Genomic DNA, 22,618 nt, shown 5'->3' on the forward strand with positions numbered 1-22,618 from the left:
AAGTTGAAATCTATTGTTTGCTTCATTTAAGAAGCTTGTTTCATTAACGTTGCTTGTTCAGTTTTCAAGGTTCATTGCGTCGTTTAAGTGACAACTTTTATATCTTACCACTCTTCAAGTGTTATGTCAACATTTATTTTAAAATGTTTTTTCGATATTCGTTGTCGTCGTTGCGACTTATAATAATATATCACGATACTATTCACTTAGCAATATTTTTTATTATTTTTATTTAAATAATATTAATAATGTTACGCACATCATACCGGGAATACCTAAGATTGCTATTGTAAGGACTGAAAAGAAATTGATCGGTACATAAAAAAGAAGTCCTGCTGCCCCGATCATTAAGTTCCCTAAAAACAGGACAACGATAACAACTGCAATTTTAAACCAAAACCAGGCAAAGTATTCCCACACTTTCCCTCTTGCGTTTTTGTTTAATAAAAAAAGAAACAAGACAACAAAACAGACCATAGCTAAAACTATGTATTGCATAGCACCATCCTTTTTTATTTAGTGGTAACATATGCAACTGCTTCGCTTCTTATTTCTAAAAGATTATTTAATTAGTACACGACGTACACGTGCTTCTTTATATAAGTAATAATGTATGCTTTCGGCTCTTTTTCGTTCGGCAATTACATTTAAGTTATAATCGTCGGTCAATTCTTCAATTACCTTCGCACTTTGTAAAGCTTCTTTTGTCTCTTTAATAGAAGAAACTAGTTTCTCATCGAATTCTTTTTTGAGTTTCCCTTTCCGAGAAAATAACATGGGGCTTCCTCCTATATTACAACTCGCGTCGACCTTCCAGCGCTTTTGATAATGTTACTTCATCCGCATATTCTAAATCTCCGCCAACAGGTAACCCGTGTGCGATACGTGTAGTACGAATTCCTGATGGTTTAACAAGGCGCGAAATATACATAGCTGTCGCTTCCCCTTCAATTGTCGGGTTCGTCGCTAAAATTAACTCCTGTACACGCTCGTCATGCAAGCGCCCCAATAACGAAGCTACATTAATATCTTCAGGTCCTACCCCGTCCATCGGTGAAATTGCACCGTGTAATACATGATAAAGACCTTGATAATCACGCATCTTCTCCATAGCTATTACATCTTTCGGATCCTGTACAACACAAATTGTTGATACATCACGTTGTTTATCTGAACAAATATGACAAGGATCGATATCTGTTATATGACCACATTGAGAGCAATAGAGTAAGTTACGTTTTGCATCAACAAGCGCTTTTGCAAATGTCGATACAGTATCCTCTTTCATTGTTAATACATGAAATGCCAGTCGGGCAGCTGTCTTCGGACCAATGCCCGGCAGCTTCATGAAACTGTCTATTAATCGAGATATCGGCTCTGGATAATGCATTCTGTTCCCCCTTCTTTAAAAAGGCACATCCCAATATTTGAGATGTGCGCTACGTTCTACTTAATTCAACTTAGAAAGGAAGGTTCATTCCTTGTGTGAATTTGCCCATTGTAGAATTTGTTGTCTCTTCAACTTTTTTCAATGCTTCATTTGTTGCAATAACGATTAAATCTTGTAGCATTTCGATATCATCCGGATCTACTACAGACTCATCTAAGTTTACTTCAAGCATTTGACGTTGGCCGTTCATAACTACCTTCACCATACCGCCACCTGCTGCACCTTCGAATAACTGTGCATTTAAAGCCTCTTGTGCTTCCATCATTTCTTTTTGCATTTTTTGCATTTTTTTCATCATGCCTTGCATATTACCCATACCACGCATCTTATTTCCTCCTTAAAATGTGTATTTATTCTTCGATAACCTCAACAAAGTCTTTTCCAAAACGTTTTTCGGCTTCTGTAATGAGCGGATCTTGCGCTTCCATTACTTGAACATCGTCAAGGAAAGGGGGCTCCTCTATTAAATCCTCCACCGCATTCACTTCATTCGATGGTGATTTTTTTTGATTTAAGCCATTTTCATTTATAAAGTTTTCACGCAAACGAATCCAAGCCGGCTCCGGGATACATAAAAGTTCATATTGAATCCCTACTTCCGAAGCAATCTGCTGTGTAAACAATGAAACAAGTGCATTGTTGTCAGCTACCATTTGACAATGTATATCATACTTGAATTTTATCACAAAAGCACTTGCATTTGCGGCTACAGGCTCTGCATCTGCCAATAAAGCTGCATGTGATTTTTGCAAGCTTGCCAAAGCACCCGCCCAAGCAGATTTCACTTTTTGCAGGTCAGGTTTTGTTGCAGTTTTTAATACTTCCTGAATACGCCCTGTTGGAGCATTATACTGATTTCCTTGTGGACGCACACGCTGGCGGGCCTGTTCCTTTTGTTGAACAGACGCTCCCCCTCCACCACTTTGAAGCTGTTCAGACAGTTGCCCTATCCGGCTTTCAAGTGAAGCTACCTTACCCTCAATTGCCGGATCGACTGCAGCCATACCTTGTGGTGAAGCTTTATATTGTGCCATTTTTAAAAGTGCTGTTTCTAAATATATTTTCGTATGATGCGAAAAGCGCATTTCTTGCTGGGTCTTTGCCAAAATATCAATAAAACCGTAAAGTGTATTAGCTTCAAACTGGCCCGCTAATGACAAAAACTTTTCATCCGGTGAAATAAACTCCAATAATTCCTCTAACGTACCATCTGTCTTTAATAGAAGCAGATCCCGGAAGAAAGTAATAAAGTCTTCCGCAAGACGTAATGGTTCTTTCCCATCTGCAATTAAGTTTTCGACACTGCCTAATACTTGGGCAACATCCTTTTCCTGTAGGGAAATCGCAATATCGTAAAATGCATCTTGGCTTACAGAACCTGTTACAAGAAGTACATCGTCCAATTGAACGTGTTCATTGCTGAATGAAACAACCTGATCAAGTAAACTTAATGCATCACGCATACCTCCTGCTGCAGCTTGAGCAATTGCCTTTAATGCCTGCTCATCATAGCCCATACCGATATCTTCCAATACAACCTTCATACGCTCTACTATATCTATAGAAGAAAGTCGTTTAAAATCAAATCGCTGACAACGGGAAATAATCGTTGCTGGTAGTTTGTGAGGCTCTGTTGTCGCTAATATAAATACCGCATGCTCAGGTGGCTCTTCAAGTGTTTTTAATAATGCATTGAATGCGCTCGTAGAAAGCATATGCACCTCATCTATAATGTACACTTTAAAGCGAGCATTGGCCGGGGCAAAACGGACTTTTTCGATAATATCACGCATTTCTTCCACTCTTGAATTGGAAGCGGCATCAAATTCTATTACATCTGTATGTGAGCCCTCAGTAATACTTAAACATGTAGGGCATTCATTGCATGGCTCACTTGCCGGGGCATTTTCACAGTTCAATGCTTTTGCGAATATTTTTGCAGTACTCGTTTTCCCTGTTCCTCGAGGACCGGAAAATAAATAGGCATGTGTTGTCTTGCTTGCGAGGAGAGCATTTTGAAGGGTCCTCTTTACATGTGTCTGACCTGACATTTCTCTAAATGACTGTGGTCTATAAACACGATAAAACGCTTGATATGTCAACCTTTCCCCTCTCCCTTCCATTTAAAAATACATACATTCAGTATAGCACAAAGTAAGTATAAACTCTTTTGAAATGAGGGCATTAGACTCTCTTTTTCATATAAAAAACGCACCCACCAATAAATGATGGATGCGTTTGAAATGGTAATTTAATACCGTGCACCTTTCTTCGACTGCCGCACATAAGCGTTACTCTTGTCGCCAGCTCGGGTTAGGCTACCCCGCGGCACATAAGTGATACCACTTAATGCTGCTTCCTTCCGGACCTGACATGGTTCATGGGTACTTATTGCGCAGGACCCAACCGTCAACACTACGTGCAAAAGGCAGACCAAACAATACGGACAGCCTCAGAAAAGGAATTCAATCTTGCTAGAGCGGATTGCAAGTTACAGGGCACCGCTACCTCCCCATCTAGCACGGCAAGTATTAGTATACTAAGCAAGCTATCAAATTGCAATGAATTGCTATAATTAATTTTTTCCAACCTAAAAAAAATTAGAGATTTTTTGTCCGAATTTTATTGACGCGAAACTGATAACGTGGTAAATTAATCTTTGTCGAAAAGACATCTTATATTTTGGAGGTATACCCAAGTCTGGCTGAAGGGATCGGTCTTGAAAACCGACAGGCGGGTAACACCGCGCGGGGGTTCGAATCCCTCTACCTCCTCCATTTTTGAACTTTCATCCGCTACATTAGTTGAGCGGTTTTTTTTATATCTTCATTCACTTTAAAGTACTATTTCTGTTCGGGAAATAGTACTTTTTGTATTTATAGACAACTTTCTTGTACAATTAATTACTATGTCATGTATGTAAAGGGCGGTATATCAAAATTGGAATCGACTCAGCCACATATTAAAACAACTAAACTATTCTTATTTATGCTCCTCGTCGGATTATTGACCGCTATTGGCGGCGAGATTAAAATAATTCCTTTTGAAGAAGGGCCTTTTCGATTCGGTTTAGGGAGCATCATTTTCTTTTTCGCTTTACTGATTCGTCCATTACCGATTGTATCTACTGGTTTATTGACTGCACTAATCGTCATTGTCGGTCGTTCGTTACTGGATATTTTTATTTACGGACAAAGCTTTATTACTCAAATTATTGAACATTTGCCGGCAGGTGCTTTCTATATAGTCTTTGCACTATGTTTTAAACTAATCCCGCTGGACGAGTTAAAAAAACAACCGTTTATGCTCGGTTTATTGGCAACAGCATTTGAAGTAATATCGAACACAATCGAACATGTATTAACGGATATTCTGCTTGTTTCTGATCAGGAAACGTTTACTTCTTTTTTACTGTTCATACTCGTTGGATTGTTACGCAGCTATTTTGTCGTAGGTATTTACAGCATGATTACGATGTCGGAACAGAAAAAACAGCTGAAACAACTTATGACGATTCATTCGGAGCTATATGTAGAAGCATTGTATCTCCAAAAAACGATGAACCAAATCGAACAGCTTACAGCAAACAGTTACCAGCTTTACAAAAAGCTGAAATCAAATGAAGAGCAACTCGCTTCTGAAGCTTTACATATTGCCCAGGAAATTCATGAAGTAAAAAAAGACAATGAACGTATTCATGCAGGGCTCTCTAAAATTACTACGAGAAACTATCCGTCAAATTTTCTGTTGTCTGATTTACTAAGTTTTATTGTGGAAGCAAATGAAAACTATGCCGCTTATCTAGATAAATCGATTTCCTTTACACTGATTTGCCCAGATGATTTTCAAACAAAAGACCATATTGCACTATTTGCTATTTTGAATAATTTAATGGCAAACGCTGTGGAGGCAATTGAAGAAAGCGGATTTATTACATTAAATGTTGTAGTCGAACAGGATATGACTTCTTTTATTGTAGAAGATAATGGAGTTGGTATTGATGCGGCACTCATTCCGATCATTTTTGATGCAGGCTATACATCAAAGTTTAATGAACAGGGCCAAGGTTCTACAGGAATCGGTCTTTCCCATACAAAAACAATTGTTGAAAATCTTGAAGGGAATATTCATGTAACAAGTAATACATCTACTTGTTTTGTTGTGCAAATTCCTACAAAAAATATTCAAAAGGAGAATTACTAATGCGCTATTTTATAGTAGATGATGACCGAGCAAGCCGTGTGATGCTCAGTAATATTATTAATGACTGTGAACTCGGAGCTGTCATTGGAGAAGCAAAAAACGGACTGGATGCCATTCCCCAAATATTAATGATGCAGCCGGAGTTTGTATTAATCGATTTACTGATGCCGAAGTTGGATGGAATTGAAACTATTGAACGCCTTCAACAAAATGGATTTAAAGGTCAGTTTATAATGATCTCTCAAGTTGTTAATAAAGAAATGGTCGCTGAAGGCTATTCAAAAGGAATTGAATTTTTCATTCATAAGCCTATTAATAAAGTTGAAGTACAAATGGTATTAAAACGGACAACTGAGCAATACTTATTAAGAAATTCTTTGCAAGTTATTCGTCAGTCCCTGACAAACTTTGATATTACAGATGTGACGCATACAAAAAAGACAGCTCGGGAACATATTCAGTCCATTTTAAATGATATGGGAATTGTCGCTGAAGTCGGCAGTGAAGATATTATTAAAATTATTGAACAGCTATTAATCGAAAAGCATAAAATTGCGCCGCTTCCTCCATTAAAAGAAGTATATGAACGTGTTGCCATGCTGACGAAAAATACGCCTGACGAAATTTTAAAAGAAAGCAAAGCGATTGAACAACGTGTACGCCGAACTATATTAGCTGCAATGATTAACTTGGCGAACTTAGGGATTGTCGATTACACAAACTCTGAATTTGAGTATTATACCCCACGCTACTTTGACTTAACGGATATTCGTTATTTAATGAATCAAATAGAGAATAATGAGCACCGTAAAGCAAAAGTAAACATAAAAAAATTCATCCAAGTTTTATATTCAGAAATTATTAGTAAAGTGGATTAGTCGGATTTTGTCGGATTTTGTATGTATCTAATAAAATTAGTTTTAGGCTAGTCCTGAATCTGATTTTTTAGGAGGAACTATATTTTGAAAAAGTTTAAAATTAGTTTAGCCGCGCAAATTTTAATCGGTCTTGTACTGGGTGTTATCGTAGGTGCTGTGTTCTTTGGTAACGAAACTGCACAGTCATACTTACAGCCACTTGGTGATATTTTCTTAAACTTAATTAAGATGATCGTAGTACCGATTATTATTTCGACACTAATCGTTGGTGTTGCCGGAACTGGTGATATGAAACAATTAGGTCGTCTTGGCGGTAAAACACTTATTTACTTCGAAGTTATTACAACAGTTGCGATTGTTGTTGGTTTATTAGCAGCTAACCTATTCCAACCAGGTGCTGGTATTGATATGAATGCATTAGAGAAATCTGATATTTCTTCTTATGTAGAAACAACTGAAGCTGAAGAAGACAAAAGCAAAATCCAAATTATTGTAGACATCGTTCCTAAAAACATTGTAAATGCAATGGCAGAAGGCGATATGCTAGCAATTATTTTCTTCTCTGTAATTTTCGGTTTAGGTGTAGCAGCAATTGGTGATCGCGGAAAACCAGTGCTCGCATTCTTCCAAGGTACAGCAGACGCCATGTTCTGGGTCACAAACTTAGTAATGAAATTCGCACCAATTGGGGTATTTGCACTTATAGGTGTAACCGTTTCCAAATTTGGTATAGAGTCCCTCATTCCATTAGGGAAACTGGCGATTTTAGTTTATGCAACAATGATTTTCTTTGTAGTCGTTGTATTAGGTCTTACAGCACGTATTTTCGGTATTAATATCTTCAAATTAATTCGTATGATTAAGGACGAGCTATTACTGGCTTATACTACTTCTTCATCAGAGACAGTATTACCTCGTATTATGTTAAAAACAGAAAAAATGGGTGCACCGAAAGATATCGTATCATTCGTAATCCCGACAGGTTATTCATTCAACTTAGATGGCTCTACTCTTTACCAGGCGATTGCAGCAATCTTCATTGCGCAAATGTACGGTATCGACCTTTCAATTATGGAACAGATTACATTAATGCTTGTATTAATGGTAACATCTAAAGGTATTGCGGGTGTTCCAGGGGTATCTTTCGTAGTACTTCTTGCAACATTAGGTTCTGTAGGTATTCCACTTGAAGGTTTGGCATTTATTGCAGGTATTGACCGTATTTTAGATATGGCTCGTACAGCTGTAAACGTAGTAGGTAACACATTGGCAGCACTTGTTATGGCGAAATGGGAAAAACGTTTCGACGAGAAGCAATTTGCTGAATACCAAGCTGCGAACTTAAAATAAAATTAGAAAATGGCGTAGTGAACAATAACTTCACTACGCCATTTTTTATTTCATTTCACTACTTTTGCTAAATATGCGCGGATTGATGCTTCCCCATTATGTAATGCTTCATGTGCCCGCTGTTCATCTTTTGCTACTTTTGCTTCTGCAGCCTCAATAATCTGCTCAATATCCCTTTGAGGAATAATAACGACCCCATCACTATCACCAATTACATAATCGCCTGTTTGAACAGCCACATTTCCTACAGATACGGCTATGCCTACTGTCCCGCCACCATGTTTATTGCCTGCTGCTACTGTTGTACCTAATGCAAATACCGGAAAATCAATTTCTTTAGCAGCTGCCATATCGCGAATAACCCCGTCCACGACAAAACCTTGGACACCAACACCTTGCGCAAGCTGCATAACAAAGTCCCCAGCTACAGCACGATTTGTATTACCTTTAGCATCAATGACTAAAATTTCCCCTTTTTCAGCCTCACTTATCGCTTCTAGTACCGCACCATTTTCCCCGTCCGGCAGGCGTACCGTTCTCGCTTGTCCGGCAATTTTAAAGTGTTCTGCAAGCGGTTTAATTGCTGATGCTACATTCGTATGTCCCCCTGTTGCATCGGAAATCGCTGTCGTCGGTAATGCCCGTAAGCGATCTACCATTGATAAAGTCATATTCCCATCCCCTTTTCGCTATAATGTTACAAATCGTAAAAATCTGTAATTACTTTAAGCATAAACGATACAACTTTTTCTTCGCAATATTTTTTAAAATTGTTACAAATATACTTATTTTGGGGATACTACTAATACAGGAAAGGAAGGATTTATATTGAATAACCCGCTCATTGAAACGGTATTGGATGAAAGTGGGGTGACAACTTATAAGTTGAAGACCTTCGATATACAAGTTACTGCCCGGCTGACAGGCGGTCTTGCTCCTACAATCACATATATGCATCAAGATAAAGATGTTACAGATGAGATACGTGCGATTCGCTTTCATTTTGATAATCCGGCATCGTATATCGATAACTACTCTACTTTTCAGAGGATGCTTTATGAAAGGGAACAGCGCGCATTGAACGAGCTATACGAATCTATCAGTATGAAACCTAAAAATATGACGACAAGTAAACAAGTTTTATGGAGCTTCTTCGTGTTTCTGCTCATCATGACACCTATCTTCATTATCGTTTGGATGAAATAAAAAAGACTGATTTCCTCTATCCTACAGAAATCAGTCCTTTTTATTATTTTCGTAAATGGCTTGTTTGTTCAAGCATATAACTGATACGTGCTACGACATCCTCTACTTGTGCTGGGTTTTTCATTAAATCGTAATCGTTAATATCAATGCGCAGTACCGGACATGCATTGAAGTTGTTAATCCAGTCTTCATAGCGCCCGTGCATTTCCTCCCAGTACGTATGAGGCGTTTGCTGTTCCATCTCGCGTCCACGTTCCTGTATACGTCCAATTACATCATCAATCGGACCTTCCAAATATACAAGCAGATCCGGGTGCGGGAAATACGGTGTCATCACCATTGCATCAAACAGATTTGTATATGTTTCATAATCTGTCGGTGTCATTGTACCTTTGTCATAATGCATCTTCGCAAAAATACCTGTATCTTCGTAAATCGAACGGTCCTGTATAAAGCCCCCGCCATATTCAAAAATACGCTTCTGTTCTTTAAAACGTTCAGCAAGGAAATATACTTGCAAATGGAAGCTCCACTTTTCAAAGTCATCATAGAATTTATCTAAATAAGGGTTTGTATCAACCTTTTCATAAGATGTACGGAAATTTAAGCTCTGTGATAATGCTTTTGTCATTGTTGACTTTCCGACACCGACTGTTCCTGCAATTGTAATCACTGCATTAGCAGGAATATTGTACTTCTCTCTTAAGTTCATTTCTGATGCAAACTCCTTTGTTGTAACTTTTCTTCTACTAGTCGTAGTACGTACTTTAAATCTTCTTCATTTTTCACAAAATCAAGCTCATCTCCATTTAATGAGATGACAGGAATTTCTGGATGCATCTTTTCAAAATGTCCGATAAATTGGTGATAATCGCTTGAAAGTTGTTCCATATAGTCACGTGAAATGTTCTTTTCCATTTCACGACCGCGCATTGCGATTCGTTTCATTAATGTGTCTAAGCTTGCATGTAAATAAATGACCATATTTGGCTTCGGCATATCAGCAGTTAAAATTCGGTAGATCGACTCGTACTTTTCATACTCGGCAGGCTTTAATGTACGCTTTGCAAAGATCAAATTTTTAAATATATGATAATCAGCCACTACTGGCCCTTGTGCTTCAATAATTTCATGAATATCAGATAATTGTTTATAGCGATTGCACAGGAAAAACATTTCCGTTTGGAAGCTCCACTCACTAATATCTTCATAGAACTTACCGAGAAATGGATTTTCATCTACAATCTCTTTTAATAAATGATAGTCAAACGTTTGTGATACGGCCTTAGATAATGAGGTCTTCCCAACACCAATCGGACCTTCTACTGTTATAAATGGCACAGACATTAGAAGTGCTCCTTCTCTTTTTATAGTCAATGCTTTTAATTTTATCACAACGTTCTTTAGACAACAAAGCAAACAATTCTATTTTACCGAAATCATGCATAGCCAATTTCTACTAATAAAATTGTGCCAGCGCTTGCTCCTGTAATTCAAATAACTTTTCACGCTGTTCATCATAATCATCATTTATTTTTTCTTGCTGGGCAAATACCATTTCCTGAAGAGACTGTTCTTTTTCCATAAAACTTTGTTCGATTTGTGCATAGTATTTCTCTGTTTTTTCAGACAGATCCTGTAATGCCTCGAATAACTGATCATCTAGCTGACTTTGTGATGCTGCTTCATTATTCATTAGGTTTTCAATTGCCTCATCACGCTGTTGTACCAGTCCATGACAGCTTTCTTCAAACAGCTGCTCCGCTTCATCGAATTGCTGTTTATATTTAATCAAGACGTCGGTTAACTCCTGATATAAACTATCCATTGCCTGTTCTATTGCATCTGTCAGATCCGAAGCTTGTTCAAATTGTGAGAGGATCGCTTGTTGCTGATTATTGTAAAATTGGAACTTTCTGCGTTCTTCCGCTTGTTTTTGCTCAAGAAGTTCAATTTTATTGACGTGATAGTTTTTCCTTTCTTCTTCATAAGTAATTTTATAGTTTTCCAATATAACTTTTCTTTTATTGGCGAATAACATTTCAATTTTTTCGATTGCTTGCACGCAATTTTGATTAAGTTTGTTTTCTTCATGTTCATGCTGGTGCGCAATGGCTGCCTTTTGCTGTTCATATTGCTTTTGCAATGTAATAGTTACTTGTTGTTCATTTTTCTCAATCGTCAATAATTTCTGTTCATATTCTTTATCCAGATCAGCCAATGCTTTTTCAAAATACTCATTAACTTCTTCCACAGTTTGAAATGTCTTCATCGCTGTACTCCTTCAAACTTTTCTCTCATCATAGCATGATTTATTTCTTATCGCCCAAGTATTCACCGGCATGCTACACTAGGTTTTAAGGAGTGATAGATGAATGCTCGAAAATAAAGATCACCATTACATGCATGAAGCATTGGAAGAAGCGAAAAAAGCTGCTGCCCTTGGAGAAGTACCGATCGGCGCGGTTATTGTATATAAAGATGAAATTATTGCACGTGCACATAATTTACGCGAAACAACCCAAAATGCACTGACACACGCAGAAAGCATGGCCATTCAAGAAGCTTGCAGCAAAATAGGCAGCTGGCGTTTAGAAGAAACTACTTTATACGTCACGCTTGAACCTTGCCCGATGTGTGCAGGAGCTATTTTACAATCGCGCGTACCACGGGTTGTTTACGGGGCCCGTGATATAAAGGCAGGCTGTGTTGACTCATTATACCGTCTGCTCAATGATCCGCGTTTTAATCATGAATGTACTGTAACGGAAGGTGTTATGGCGGAAGAGTGCGGACAAATATTAACGGACTTTTTCAAGGGACTACGCGAGCGGAAAAAAGCAGAGAAGTTAGCGAGAAAACAACAATCCGAAAAGTAAGGTGATGGAATGAACGGATTTACCATTTTCGATCCGATCCATATAATGTGGCTTATTTTTATTGCCTGTTTTTTAGTTACTTCATTATACTTTTATTATTATTCAACTCGAGAAAAACAAGATCTTTTACTAAAATCAGTTTTCTGGCTGTTGCTGTTTTTAGAAATTGCGAAACAGCTTTATTTACTCGTAACAAACCAATATTCATATTGGAGTCCCCCGCTCCATTTGTGCGGTTTTGGTATTTTCATTATTGGCTTGCATGCCTATTTCCCAACACGTACAACAGCTACATTACTATATACGCTAACATTGCCCGGAGCTGCGATTGCCCTTTTATTCCCCGGATGGACAATTGATCCGGTTGGCGGCTTTTTACATTTTCACAGCTTCATCTTTCATGCGCTGCTTGTTATTTTTGTGTTTGTACTAATTTTCACAAATCAGCTTCAGACAGCCTTTTGCGATATTTGGCGTTCCGCTTTATTTCTAGCTATAACAGTTCCGCCCATATACGCGTATAATGCACGCTTTCAGACGAACTTTATGTTTTTGAATAAGCCGGTGAGGGGGACACCACTGCAATGGCTCTATGATGCATTTGGTGCTTCTGGTTATTTGGTAAGCTTGACGCTTGTTATCGTCGTATTATGGATGATGCTATACTTACCCCACGCAATAAGAAAAAGACGAGAGTTGTAGATATATGCTACATCCTCTCGTCTTTTTAATTTATAGGCGCCCATACTTTTTAGATAGAACGCTTCCGAAATTAATTCCTTTTACAAGGTCATTCACATACTTAATACTACTTTTAAATGTCATTAAAAGGTTCTATAACCCTCGCAATGTATTCACAAGGCCCTTACTAATTTTTTATAATAGTATTTGCAAAATGCGCTGCTTCTTTTAAAGCATCTTGCTTAATATTCGTTTCTACGTTCATCTCTTCTAATAATTGTACAACTTTTTCTGTAGCTGCATTTCCTGTTGCACCAGGTGAAAATGGACAGCCACCTAGCCCAGCTATTGAACTATCAAACTTTTCGATGCCTGCTTGTATCGCCGCCAAAATATTCACATAGGCAAAGCCATTCGTATCATGGAAATGCCCTACAAATTGTGTATGCGGGAAATCTTTCTTAAGCTGCGAAAAACGCTCATAGACAAGTTTCGGATTAGCTTGCCCATTTGTATCCCCAATTGAAATTTCGTCGGCCCCGTGTGCAACAAAATGGCTGACAACACGCTTTACTTGTTCATATAGTACCTCTCCTTCATATGGACAGCTAAAGCACATCGATACATAGCCACGAATAAATAGATGGTGCTTTTTGGCAAGCTGAAAAACTTCGGTGCATTCAGCAAGTGACTGCTCAATCGTACGGTTAACGTTTTTTTCATTGAAGGTCTCGCTCGCCCCGACAAATACGGCAATTTGTGGTACGCCTGCATCAATGGCACGTTGCAATGCTTTTACATTTGGTGTCAACGCTATAAATTTCATACCAAGCTCTCTGCAAAACGTCGCAATTTCTGCGGCATCTGCCATTTGCGGCACAACTTTTGGATGTACAAATGATGCAGTTTCAATTCGATTGAAGCCAGCTAAGGCAAGTTTTTCAATAAGCACTTTTTTGCTTTCTGTCGGAACAAAAGTTTCCTCATTTTGCAGCCCATCCCGCGGTCCTACTTCAATGATTTCCACGTGCTTTGGAAAATACATGTACTTCACCCCTAATTTAAAAAATCTGCGAAAATGCAATTATTTTCTAGAATATAACAAATTATAATGGGGAAGTAAATGTATCTTCCTTATAGTTGCTTTTCAAATACAATTTTATGGTGACCTTTGTCATCGGTAAATGTATTTACAATATGAAAGCCTGACTTTAAATTAACAATTAACATCGCCTTTTTTTCATTGCGACCATATGTACGTACTCGTGTGTAGCCATGTTCTTTACACCAGTTATGCTGCAATTCCATACAGGTCGCAGCAATGCCTTGCTTTTGATAATCAGGATGTACACCTCCAAGCCAGCTATAGAAAATACCATCTGGATGCTCATATCCAAGCTTAAACCCGGCTACACGTGCTTCATCAACTGCTAAAATAACGAGTAAATTTGGCTTCTTTTGCAGTTTTTGTTCATTGAATGCACTCCCATCGAAAACCGCTTTATGTACTTCATGAAAACTTGCCTTATACTTTTCCGGAATCATTTTAAATAGAAAATAGTCCATATTTACCTCCAAGTTTTAAAAAACACCAACCTGCAATAAACAAGTTGGTGTAAAACAATTCTATTTCTCAGTAATGACTTCTAGGCCACCCATATATGGACGTAACACTTCCGGAATAACAACAGAACCATCTTCCTGTTGGTAATTTTCCAGAATTGCTGCTACTGTACGGCCAATTGCTAGACCTGAACCGTTTAACGTGTGAACGAATTCCGGTTTTGCGCCTGCTTCACGACGGAAACGGATATTGGCACGACGCGCTTGGAAATCTTCGAAGTTTGAACATGAAGAAATTTCGCGGTACATGTTTTGAGCAGGAATCCATACTTCTAAATCGTATTTCTTCGCAGCTGTGAAACCTAAATCTGCTGTACACATTTTTAATTTGCGGTATGGCAAACCTAAAAGTTGTAGTACCTTTTCAGCATGACCAGTTAAAATTTCAAGTTGCTCATAAGATTCTTCCGGTTTAACGAAGCGCACTAATTCTACTTTATTGAACTGGTGCTGACGGATTAGTCCACGTGTATCACGCCCTGCAGATCCTGCTTCTGAACGGAAGTTAGCGCTGAATGCAGAGAAAGCTTGCGGAAGCATATCTGCTGATAAAATTTCATCACGGTAGTAGTTTGTTACCGGAACTTCAGCAGTCGGAATGAGGTAATAATCCATTTCATCTTCTTCACGAACTAATTTAAATACGTCTTCTTCAAACTTCGGTAATTGGCCTGTACCTGTCAGTGAATCGCGGTTAACGATTTGCGGTGGCAGCATTTCTGTATAGCCATGCTGATCTGAATGAAGGTCCATCATGAAGTTCAGTAAAGCACGCTCTAAACGTGCACCTAAACCTTTATAGAACAAGAAACGGCTTCCCGTAACTTTAGCTCCGCGCTCAAAGTCCACGATATCTAAATCTTTTGCAATATCCCAGTGTGCCTTCGTTTCGAAATCAAATGCCGGTACATCACCCCAAGTGTATTCTTCCACGTTGTCATCTTCTTCTGTGCCAACTGGTACTGATTCATGCGGGATATTTGGCAAACGCATCATCATATTTTTAAATTCATCTTCAATTGCGTTTAACTCAGCATCCAATGCTTTAATTTCATCGCCTACTTCGCGCATACGTGCAATTACTTCTGTTGCATCTTCTTTGTTACGCTTCATAACAGAAATTTGCTCAGATACTTTATTGCGCTCTGCTTTCAATACTTCTGTTTTGGCGATTAATTCACGACGTTTTGTATCTAAGTTTTCAAAGTTATCCAGATTTCCTAAATCCTCATTACGTGTAAGAAGCATACGTTTTACTTCTTCAAAATTGTCGCGGACGCGTTTAATATCTAACATAATTCTTCCTCCTCAAATTTATGAAATGATGATCTTGAGTACTTTAACGCGTTAATGTATTAGCGGAGTAAATACAAAAAAGCCCTCAATCCCTATGAAAGGGACGAGAGCTACCCGCGTTGCCACCCTAATTGAATAGAATAATCTATTCCTCTTAACAATTAACGACTTTGGTAAGCCGGCTTCCACCTACTATTATTTCGGAAAAAGCATCTCAAGGACGGATTCACAAGTGTTTTTATCAGCTTTCACCGACCGCTGACTCTCTAAAAAAAACGTGCTTGCTACTACTTCCTATCATCGAATTCATTTATAAATTTAACCATACTGTACTATAAAACCATATACATTTGCAAGTTCTGATGAAAACGTTCACTAATTTTCTACATCATGCTATACTTTTCTGACACTATCAATATGAGGTAAAATTGAAATTTCATTAAGGTTACATAAGGAGGAAACGAGGATGCTTTTCTTTCAGCTTCATAAGGACCATACGATTCCGCTATATGAACAACTGTATATCGGCATAAAAAATGCAATTACTAACAACCAGCTAGCTGTTGGTGTACGTCTCCCTTCCAAAAGGGAGCTTGCGGATTTTTTCAATATAAGCCAAACAACCGTCGAGCTTGCGTATTCGCAGCTGTTGGCGGAAGGCTATATAATGTCAAAGCCGCGTGTCGGTTATTTTGTTGAAGAGATCGATTCATTACCTTACCGGCAAAGTAATATATCGAACAATGAAATTAAAAAAACAGCAGAAACTACGGAATATAAAATTGATTTCTCTTCTGCAAAAATTGATGAGGAAGCTTTTCCTTTTACGATATGGAGAAAATACGCAAAAGATGTGCTCGATAAGCCGTTCAAACATTTACTTCAGACAGGGGAACGTCAAGGCGAGCTTGCATTGCGTATCGAAATCGCAAACTATTTACACCAATCACGTGGAATCGAGTGCCAGCCAGAACAAATCGTCATTGGCTCCGGTACTGAGCAGTTACTGCCTATGATTTTAAAAATTTTAGATGCTGATTCAAAGATAGCTTTTGAAAATCCAGGCTATTCACCTATTCCCCGTCATCAATTAGGTCAGCTTGCAATTCCTATTTCTGTTGATACAGATGGAATAGTAGTGGAACAATTACAGAAATCAAATGCAAATGTCGTTTACATAACACCTTCACACCAATTCCCGACTGGTGCAGTGCTTTCAGCTAATCGACGGACACAATTATTAAATTGGGCAGCAAAAACACCGGACCGCTTTATAATTGAAGATGATTATGACAGTGAATTTCGCTATATTGGAAAACCAATTCCGGCACTTAGAGGGCTTGATGTAAATGACCGGGTCATTTATTTAAGCACCTTTACTAAATCATTGATGCCATCATTGCGTGTTGCTTTTTTCGTCTTGCCGCCAACACTCGTTCAACGCTATCAGGAGCATTTTAATTACTATTCTTCTACTGTTCCTCGGTTTGAACAGCATATTTTAGCGAATTTTATGAAGGATGGACACTTTGCCAAACATTTAAATCGGATGCGTAAAATTTACCGTAAAAAACACGATAAATGTATTGAAGTCTTTTCAAATCATTACTCGCAAATAACAATATCCGGGGATGCTGCCGGTACGAATATTCTTGTTGCATTTCGTCATGAAAAATCCGAACAGGAATTGCAACAGATCGCGCGCAAGAATGGTATTCATATTTTACCTTTATCAAATTATTATTTAACAGAGCAGCATTACTTCAAAAGGACATTTTTATTAGGGTTTGGTAATTTGCAGCTTCATGATATGGAGCCGAACATCCATCAGCTAATGGAAATTTGGGGGATTTCCAAAAGTTAAAGTAAAAGAGATTTTTAAAGAGACGTTCAGTATGGGAACGTCTCTTTATGTTGAAATAATATTGATGCGATATTGCTCGACCCAATCATGTAATTGTATAAAATATGCAATGAGTTGTGGTCCCGCCATTAACTGGCCAAACCAAGGTATTTGAAACGATTGACCGTTTGTAGCAAGCAATCGTTCTAACTGCTCCTTCTCAAACAATTCATGAAGAACTGAGTGCTTCTGCTTCAAAATTTGCTCCAACCGATGATGAACGAGTTCTGTATATTTAGGATGGTACGTTTTCGGATACGGGTTTTTCTTACGTTCCACAACTTCCTTCGGTAAAATATCCTGAAATGCCTTTCGTAAAATTCCCTTTTCCATTCCACCGCTGTTTTTCATTTCCCAAGGAATATTCCATACGTATTCAATTATTGTATGATCGGCAAACGGTACACGGACTTCCATGCTCGCACCCATCGTCATCCGGTCATTTCTTTCCAATAATGTCTGCATAAAGAACTGGTTATTTAAGTAAAACAGCTGCTGGCGTTCCTGTTCTTCTTTAGTCCCTATAAATGACGGCATCCCTTTTACTGCCTCTTCATAAGTATTTTGCATAAACTGCGGTAACTGCAGACGTTTTTGCCAATCTGATTTAAATAACTGTTCACGTTCCTTTGTAGAACGAAGCCACGGGAAAAGCGTTTCTCTTTTTCCTTCATAAAACCATGGATAACCACCAAAAACTTCGTCTGCGCATTCACCCGATAGCGCCACAGTATGTTCTTTTTTCATTTCTTTGCAGAATAAATAGAATGAGCTATCAATATCCGCCATACTCGGCATGTCTTTTAAACGCATTGCCTGTTCTAAACCATCTACTAATTCTTGTTGGGTCAGCATCACTTGTCGGTGCTTTGTCTGAAACGCCTGTTGCATTTTTCCGATCCAGTATTCATCCTGTGACGTTTGGAACGAATTTTTTGTGAAGTGCTGGTCATTTTCTTCAAATGCTACGGAATAAGTCGCCAATGTTTTCTGTTCTTTTGCAAGTTGTTGTGCAGCAACGGCCGTAATAATACTTGAATCGAGTCCGCCTGATAGCATTGTGCTAAGTGGCACATCGCTTATTAGTTGACGAATAATCGCATTTGTTACGAGTTCCCGGACGGTTTCGATTGTTTCTGCCTCTGAATGTTCATGTTGTTTACTTTCAATGTCCCAGTACTGCCAGCTTTTCCTGAAACCGCTCCGTACCATCATTGCGTATGCGGGCTTAACTTCCTTAATCCCTTTAAATATGGCATGCCCTACAGTACGGGATGGGCCAAGACTGAATAATGCGGCAAGCCCTTCTGCATCAACTTCTGCCTTCACAGCAGGATGTGCCAGTATCCCTTTTATTTCAGAACTGAACAATAGCCCATCCGGAAGCTCATAATAAAACAGCGGCTTTACCCCTAGCCGGTCACGACATAGAAATAATGATTGCTCCTGCTCATTCCAAACGGCAAAAGCAAATATTCCATTTAAGTACTCCATACAGCGCTCTTTCCATTCAACATACGCCATTAAAATAACTTCTGTATCGGATGTTGTATAAAAAGAATGACCTAAATTTTTAAGCTGTTCACGAAGCTCGTTTGCATTGTAAACTTCCCCATTATATACAATTGTCAATTCGCCGCGAGTCATCGGCTGATTACCTGTCACTAAATCAATAATTGCGAGCCGTTTATGGCCTAGTAAAGCATGTTTGCTTATAAAGTATCCTTCACTATCCGGACCTCGGTGAAAAAGCGTCCTCGTCATTTTTTTTATCATTGATTCTTCATTTACTAAGTGAGTCGAGTAATCGATCCAACCTGATATTCCACACATGATTAATCCCTCCATGTATCAATGTATGTTTTGCATGGTTTATCGACAAATTGTCCCATTCGAAAAAATTCTTTTAGGCGAAAAAAAAAAGCCTTTCTACAAGTGTTTACTTATAGAAAAGCTCATTTATTATTTAATTAAATTACCTGCAAATCCAAATACACCATTCCATAAATCACCGAAAAAGCTTCCGATACCTTGGAACATTAATGATATTTTCCCTGCACGTTCTACCGATTCTGTCGTGACGACATCTGCTGCAATAGGATTGCCATCAATATAGCCGAAATCTACGCCTTCTGTAGTTGTAAGTACAGCCTGTCCTACTACTTGGTCTTTCTCGATTCCTGCCTCAAGTTCTTCCTTTTCCAATGTCAATGTCGGAACGTATGAATCTTTTTCGCTCGTCTTAACCATTACAGAAACCGGCTCTTTCACACCGATTTTGACAGAATCCTCTTTCCCTTTAGTAACAGGAATTGTTTTTTGCTCTTCAAATACATAGTTACCTGGAAGAAGTTCTACTTTCGAAAATTGTCCAAACCCATAATCGAATAACTTCGCTGTCGCATCAAAACGTGCTTTATAAGAGCCTACACCATTTGAATCCACTGCCTTCATAACAACAGCGATTAAACGTGTATCACCGCGTTTAGCTGTACCTGTAAACGTATGACCAGCAAAATCCGTTGTCCCTGTTTTTAACCCGTCTACGCCTTCATATTCATATACAAGGCCTGGTAGCATGAAGTTCCAGTTGGACATACTAATTGCATCCGAAGTTCCTTCACGGAATGTTTTCTTCGGAATTTTTGCTGTTTCTAACATTTCAGGATGATCTTTTAATAGGTGGTACGCTAATTTTGCTACAGAACGAGCAGGCATAACGTTTTCATCCTTTTCTCCAGTGCCTTCTGGATGCATGCCTTGTAAATCAGCATTATTCAAACCTGTTGCGTTTACAAACTTGTAATTCTCTAAGCCAAGTTCTTCTGCTTTTTTATCCATCAATTTCAGGAATTCTTTTTCTGTGCCTGCAATTGTTTCTGCAATCGCAATTGTAGCAGCATTTGCAGAATAGATAGCCATTGCTTCATATAACTCTCTAATCGTATATGTACCATCAGCACGTAACGGCACATTACTCAATAAACGATTTTGGGAAACTTTATATGTATACTCTGTTACATTATATTGCTGATCCCATGAAATTGAACCTTCTTTGATTGCATCAAGTAATAGATACTCTGTCATCATCTTCGTCATACTTGCAATACCTAAAGCGGTCTCTGCGTTTTGCTCATATAAAATTTTCCCTGTGTCTGCATCAATTAAAATTGCTGCATCTACTGTTAATCCTAAATCCGTCGCTGCATTTGTCTTAGCAGGTGTCATCGCCAGCATGCTAAGTATTAAAACCGGGATTAAGACAATGCTTAATACCGTTTGCTTTCTTACCTTCTTCACAAAGCTACCTCCAATTTTTTATTCTTGTCTAACGTCATTTTATCATACATAAGTAGTTGTATGTGACCTTCTGTTAATAAAAAAACGTTACTATCTTCAAATTGACGATAGTAACGTTTGAAAGTTTCCTAGTAATTATTGTAAAGAGTAGTTTGGTGATTCTTTTGTGATTTGTACATCATGTGGATGTGATTCACGTAAGCCTGCACCCGACATTTTAATGAACTGCGATTTTTCACGTAAATGTTCTAAATCCGGTGCACCGCAGTAACCCATTCCGGCACGTACACCACCAACTAATTGGTGAATTGTATCTGCTAAAGGACCTTTGTATGGTAAACGTCCTTCAATTCCTTCTGGTACAAGCTTTTTCGCATCTTCTTGGAAGTAACGGTCTTTAGATCCTTTTTCCATAGCACCTAGTGAACCCATTCCACGGTACACTTTAAAGCGACGTCCTTGGAAAATTTCTGTTTCACCAGGAGATTCAGATGTTCCTGCTAATAATGAACCTAACATTACAGTATGTCCACCTGCAGCTAAAGCTTTTACAATATCTCCTGAATACTTGATACCGCCATCAGCAATAATTGTTTTGCCTAATTCACGGGCAACTGATGCTGCATCGTAAACAGCTGTAATTTGTGGTACCCCAACACCTGCTACAACACGAGTTGTACAAATAGAACCAGGACCGATTCCTACTTTTACAACATCGGCACCAGCTTCAAATAATGCACGCGTTCCTTCAGCTGTTGCAACATTCCCTGCAATAATATCCAAGTCCGGGTAAGCTGCACGAATGTCTTTAATTGTATTTAAAACTCCTTGAGAATGACCATGTGCTGTATCAATTACAACGATGTCCACTTGCGCTTCCACTAGCTTGGCAATACGCATCATCGTATCTTTAGAAACACCAACCGCCGCTCCTACAACTAAACGGCCATGGCTGTCTTTTGCTGCATTTGGGAATTCAATTACTTTTTCGATATCTTTGATTGTGATTAAGCCAGTTAGCTTTCCTGCTTCATCAACAATCGGTAACTTCTCAATTTTATATTGCTGAAGAATTTTTTCAGCATCTTCTAAAGTTGTCCCTACAGGAGCAATGATTAAATCTTCTTTTGTCATGACATCATCAATTTTTAATGAGTAATCTGAAATGAAGCGTAAATCACGATTTGTAATAATACCAACTAACTTCTGATCTTCCATGTTATTTACAATAGGGACACCTGAAATGCGGTACTTGCCCATTAAATGCTCTGCATCGAAAACTTGATGTTCTGGTGTAAGGAAGAAAGGATTTGTAATAACGCCGTTTTCAGAACGTTTTACTTTCTCGACTTCTTCTGCTTGTTCATCAATACTCATATTTTTATGAATAATACCAATTCCACCTTGTCGAGCCATTGCAATTGCCATTTTCGATTCGGTTACAGTATCCATACCTGCAGAGATCAACGGAATGTTTAACTTAATGTTGTCAGTTAGATTTACAGACAAATTAACATCTTTCGGTAAAACCTCAGAGTGTCCTGGTACTAATAGTACATCATCAAATGTTAAACCTTCTTTAGCAAATTTTGTTTCCCACATTGTTAAGAATGCCTCCTATTTATAAAAGAATATTATTGTAAGGTTACCTCCGAGGGACATCACTGTCAAGAATCTTTAAAAAATAAAATAATTCGGAATATTATATTATTTGTGGTTTTCTTCTATAATGAGAGAAAATAAGTATTTTATAACAAAAAAACCACTGATTTCTCAGTGGTTTTACATGTGCGAAGCGACGTCCTACTCTCACAGGGGGAAGCCCCCAACTACCATCGGCGCTAAAGAG

Annotated in this window: 22 protein-coding genes, 1 tRNA gene, 1 other RNA gene and 1 other annotated feature; of the genes, 8 read left to right on the forward strand and 16 right to left on the reverse strand. The window is 38.4% G+C overall.

The genetic code is table 11. The annotated features are described in order from the left end of the window. Positions 1 to 228 precede the first annotated feature (228 nt). The 6 genes from ABS917_RS18185 to ffs all read right to left on the reverse strand — a co-directional run bounded on the left by ABS917_RS18185 (position 229) and on the right by ffs (position 3,975). Positions 229 to 498: a pro-sigmaK processing inhibitor BofA family protein gene (locus ABS917_RS18185; RefSeq protein ID WP_079523429.1), complete on the reverse strand. Its 270-nt coding sequence runs from the start codon at positions 496 to 498 to the stop codon at positions 229 to 231. A 63-nt stretch (positions 499 to 561) separates the two neighbouring features. Beyond that, the gene (locus tag ABS917_RS18190; protein WP_079523430.1) at positions 562 to 777 is read right to left on the reverse strand and encodes a YaaL family protein; all 216 of its coding nucleotides are present in this window, start codon (positions 775 to 777) and stop codon (positions 562 to 564) included. Positions 778 to 793: 16 nt separating this feature from the next. Beyond that, complete coding sequence (gene recR / locus ABS917_RS18195; RefSeq protein ID WP_350480315.1) at positions 794 to 1,390, reverse strand: recombination mediator RecR; 597 nt, start codon at positions 1,388 to 1,390, stop codon at positions 794 to 796. Between the two features lie 70 nt (positions 1,391 to 1,460). Beyond that, positions 1,461 to 1,775, reverse strand: coding sequence for a YbaB/EbfC family nucleoid-associated protein (locus ABS917_RS18200; RefSeq protein ID WP_350480316.1), 315 nt, complete (start codon positions 1,773 to 1,775; stop codon positions 1,461 to 1,463). Between the two features lie 25 nt (positions 1,776 to 1,800). Continuing rightward, a complete protein-coding gene (gene dnaX / locus ABS917_RS18205) occupies positions 1,801 to 3,552 on the reverse strand; it encodes a DNA polymerase III subunit gamma/tau (RefSeq protein WP_350480317.1) in 1,752 nt (583 codons plus the stop codon). Positions 3,553 to 3,707: 155 nt separating this feature from the next. Beyond that, an RNA gene (gene ffs / locus ABS917_RS18210) (signal recognition particle sRNA large type) lies at positions 3,708 to 3,975 on the reverse strand. A gap of 159 nt (positions 3,976 to 4,134) precedes the next feature. Here ffs and ABS917_RS18215 point away from each other — a divergent pair. From ABS917_RS18215 to ABS917_RS18230, 4 genes are all read left to right on the forward strand, one after another. Then, a tRNA-Ser gene (locus ABS917_RS18215) sits at positions 4,135 to 4,227 on the forward strand. A 163-nt stretch (positions 4,228 to 4,390) separates the two neighbouring features. Beyond that, complete coding sequence (locus ABS917_RS18220; RefSeq protein WP_350480318.1) at positions 4,391 to 5,653, forward strand: ATP-binding protein; 1,263 nt, start codon at positions 4,391 to 4,393, stop codon at positions 5,651 to 5,653. Beyond that, the gene (locus ABS917_RS18225; protein WP_350480319.1) at positions 5,653 to 6,531 is read left to right on the forward strand and encodes a response regulator; all 879 of its coding nucleotides are present in this window, start codon (positions 5,653 to 5,655) and stop codon (positions 6,529 to 6,531) included. Before ABS917_RS18220 ends, ABS917_RS18225 begins: the two co-directional genes overlap by 1 nt. 81 nt (positions 6,532 to 6,612) lie before the next feature. Further along, positions 6,613 to 7,881, forward strand: a complete 1,269-nt coding sequence (locus ABS917_RS18230) for a cation:dicarboxylate symporter family transporter (RefSeq protein ID WP_350480333.1) — start codon at positions 6,613 to 6,615, stop codon at positions 7,879 to 7,881. Between the two features lie 50 nt (positions 7,882 to 7,931). Here ABS917_RS18230 and ABS917_RS18235 read toward each other — a convergent pair whose 3' ends face one another. Continuing rightward, on the reverse strand, positions 7,932 to 8,552 hold the full coding sequence (locus tag ABS917_RS18235; protein WP_350480320.1) for an RraA family protein: 621 nt from the start codon (positions 8,550 to 8,552) through the stop codon (positions 7,932 to 7,934). 157 nt (positions 8,553 to 8,709) lie between these two features. On the opposite strand from ABS917_RS18235, the gene ABS917_RS18240 reads away from it, so the two are divergent. Further along, complete coding sequence (locus ABS917_RS18240; RefSeq protein ID WP_350480321.1) at positions 8,710 to 9,087, forward strand: sodium:proton antiporter; 378 nt, start codon at positions 8,710 to 8,712, stop codon at positions 9,085 to 9,087. A 43-nt stretch (positions 9,088 to 9,130) separates the two neighbouring features. Here the strand turns inward: ABS917_RS18240 and ABS917_RS18245 are convergent, their stop codons facing one another. The 3 genes from ABS917_RS18245 to ABS917_RS18255 form a co-directional block, all read right to left on the reverse strand. After that, the gene (locus ABS917_RS18245; protein WP_350480322.1) at positions 9,131 to 9,799 is read right to left on the reverse strand and encodes a deoxynucleoside kinase; all 669 of its coding nucleotides are present in this window, start codon (positions 9,797 to 9,799) and stop codon (positions 9,131 to 9,133) included. Then, on the reverse strand, positions 9,796 to 10,434 hold the full coding sequence (locus ABS917_RS18250; RefSeq protein ID WP_350480323.1) for a deoxynucleoside kinase: 639 nt from the start codon (positions 10,432 to 10,434) through the stop codon (positions 9,796 to 9,798). The genes ABS917_RS18245 and ABS917_RS18250 overlap by 4 nt, the downstream gene beginning before the upstream one ends. A 112-nt stretch (positions 10,435 to 10,546) precedes the next feature. Then, a complete protein-coding gene (locus ABS917_RS18255; RefSeq protein ID WP_350480324.1) occupies positions 10,547 to 11,359 on the reverse strand; it encodes a coiled-coil domain-containing protein in 813 nt (270 codons plus the stop codon). A 103-nt stretch (positions 11,360 to 11,462) separates the two neighbouring features. Here ABS917_RS18255 and tadA point away from each other — a divergent pair, with 103 nt between their 5' ends. Together tadA and ABS917_RS18265 are read left to right on the forward strand one after the other, a co-directional pair. Continuing rightward, the gene (tadA, locus tag ABS917_RS18260; protein WP_350480325.1) at positions 11,463 to 11,966 is read left to right on the forward strand and encodes a tRNA adenosine(34) deaminase TadA; all 504 of its coding nucleotides are present in this window, start codon (positions 11,463 to 11,465) and stop codon (positions 11,964 to 11,966) included. A 9-nt stretch (positions 11,967 to 11,975) separates the two neighbouring features. Further along, positions 11,976 to 12,668, forward strand: coding sequence for a YwaF family protein (locus tag ABS917_RS18265; protein WP_350480326.1), 693 nt, complete (start codon positions 11,976 to 11,978; stop codon positions 12,666 to 12,668). A 166-nt stretch (positions 12,669 to 12,834) separates the two neighbouring features. Here the strand turns inward: ABS917_RS18265 and ABS917_RS18270 are convergent, their stop codons facing one another. From ABS917_RS18270 to serS, 3 genes are all read right to left on the reverse strand, one after another. Further along, positions 12,835 to 13,692 (reverse strand): hydroxymethylglutaryl-CoA lyase, encoded by an 858-nt coding sequence (locus tag ABS917_RS18270; protein WP_350480327.1) that lies wholly within the window; start codon positions 13,690 to 13,692, stop codon positions 12,835 to 12,837. An 89-nt stretch (positions 13,693 to 13,781) separates the two neighbouring features. Next, a complete protein-coding gene (locus tag ABS917_RS18275) occupies positions 13,782 to 14,213 on the reverse strand; it encodes a GNAT family N-acetyltransferase (RefSeq protein WP_350480328.1) in 432 nt (143 codons plus the stop codon). A 60-nt stretch (positions 14,214 to 14,273) separates the two neighbouring features. Further along, positions 14,274 to 15,566, reverse strand: coding sequence for a serine--tRNA ligase (gene serS, locus ABS917_RS18280; RefSeq protein ID WP_350480329.1), 1,293 nt, complete (start codon positions 15,564 to 15,566; stop codon positions 14,274 to 14,276). Positions 15,567 to 15,662: 96 nt separating this feature from the next. After that, positions 15,663 to 15,876, reverse strand: a binding site (T-box leader). A gap of 156 nt (positions 15,877 to 16,032) precedes the next feature. On the opposite strand from serS, the gene pdxR reads away from it, so the two are divergent. After that, entirely contained in the window at positions 16,033 to 17,430 is a 1,398-nt protein-coding gene (gene pdxR, locus ABS917_RS18285) for a MocR-like pyridoxine biosynthesis transcription factor PdxR (protein WP_350480330.1), read from the forward strand. A gap of 45 nt (positions 17,431 to 17,475) precedes the next feature. Here the strand turns inward: pdxR and asnB are convergent, their stop codons facing one another. From asnB to guaB, 3 genes are all read right to left on the reverse strand, one after another. Further along, positions 17,476 to 19,302 carry an asparagine synthase (glutamine-hydrolyzing) gene (asnB, locus tag ABS917_RS18290; protein WP_350480331.1) on the reverse strand — a complete coding sequence of 609 codons (1,827 nt, stop codon included), beginning with the start codon at positions 19,300 to 19,302 and terminating at the stop codon, positions 17,476 to 17,478. 129 nt (positions 19,303 to 19,431) lie between these two features. Continuing rightward, positions 19,432 to 20,769 (reverse strand): D-alanyl-D-alanine carboxypeptidase family protein, encoded by a 1,338-nt coding sequence (locus tag ABS917_RS18295; protein WP_350480332.1) that lies wholly within the window; start codon positions 20,767 to 20,769, stop codon positions 19,432 to 19,434. A gap of 135 nt (positions 20,770 to 20,904) precedes the next feature. Next, positions 20,905 to 22,371 (reverse strand): IMP dehydrogenase, encoded by a 1,467-nt coding sequence (guaB, locus tag ABS917_RS18300; RefSeq protein WP_339174593.1) that lies wholly within the window; start codon positions 22,369 to 22,371, stop codon positions 20,905 to 20,907. Positions 22,372 to 22,618: the final 247 nt, after the last annotated feature.

Source organism: Solibacillus sp. (assembly GCF_040273735.1).
Taxonomy (GTDB): domain Bacteria; phylum Bacillota; class Bacilli; order Bacillales_A; family Planococcaceae; genus Solibacillus.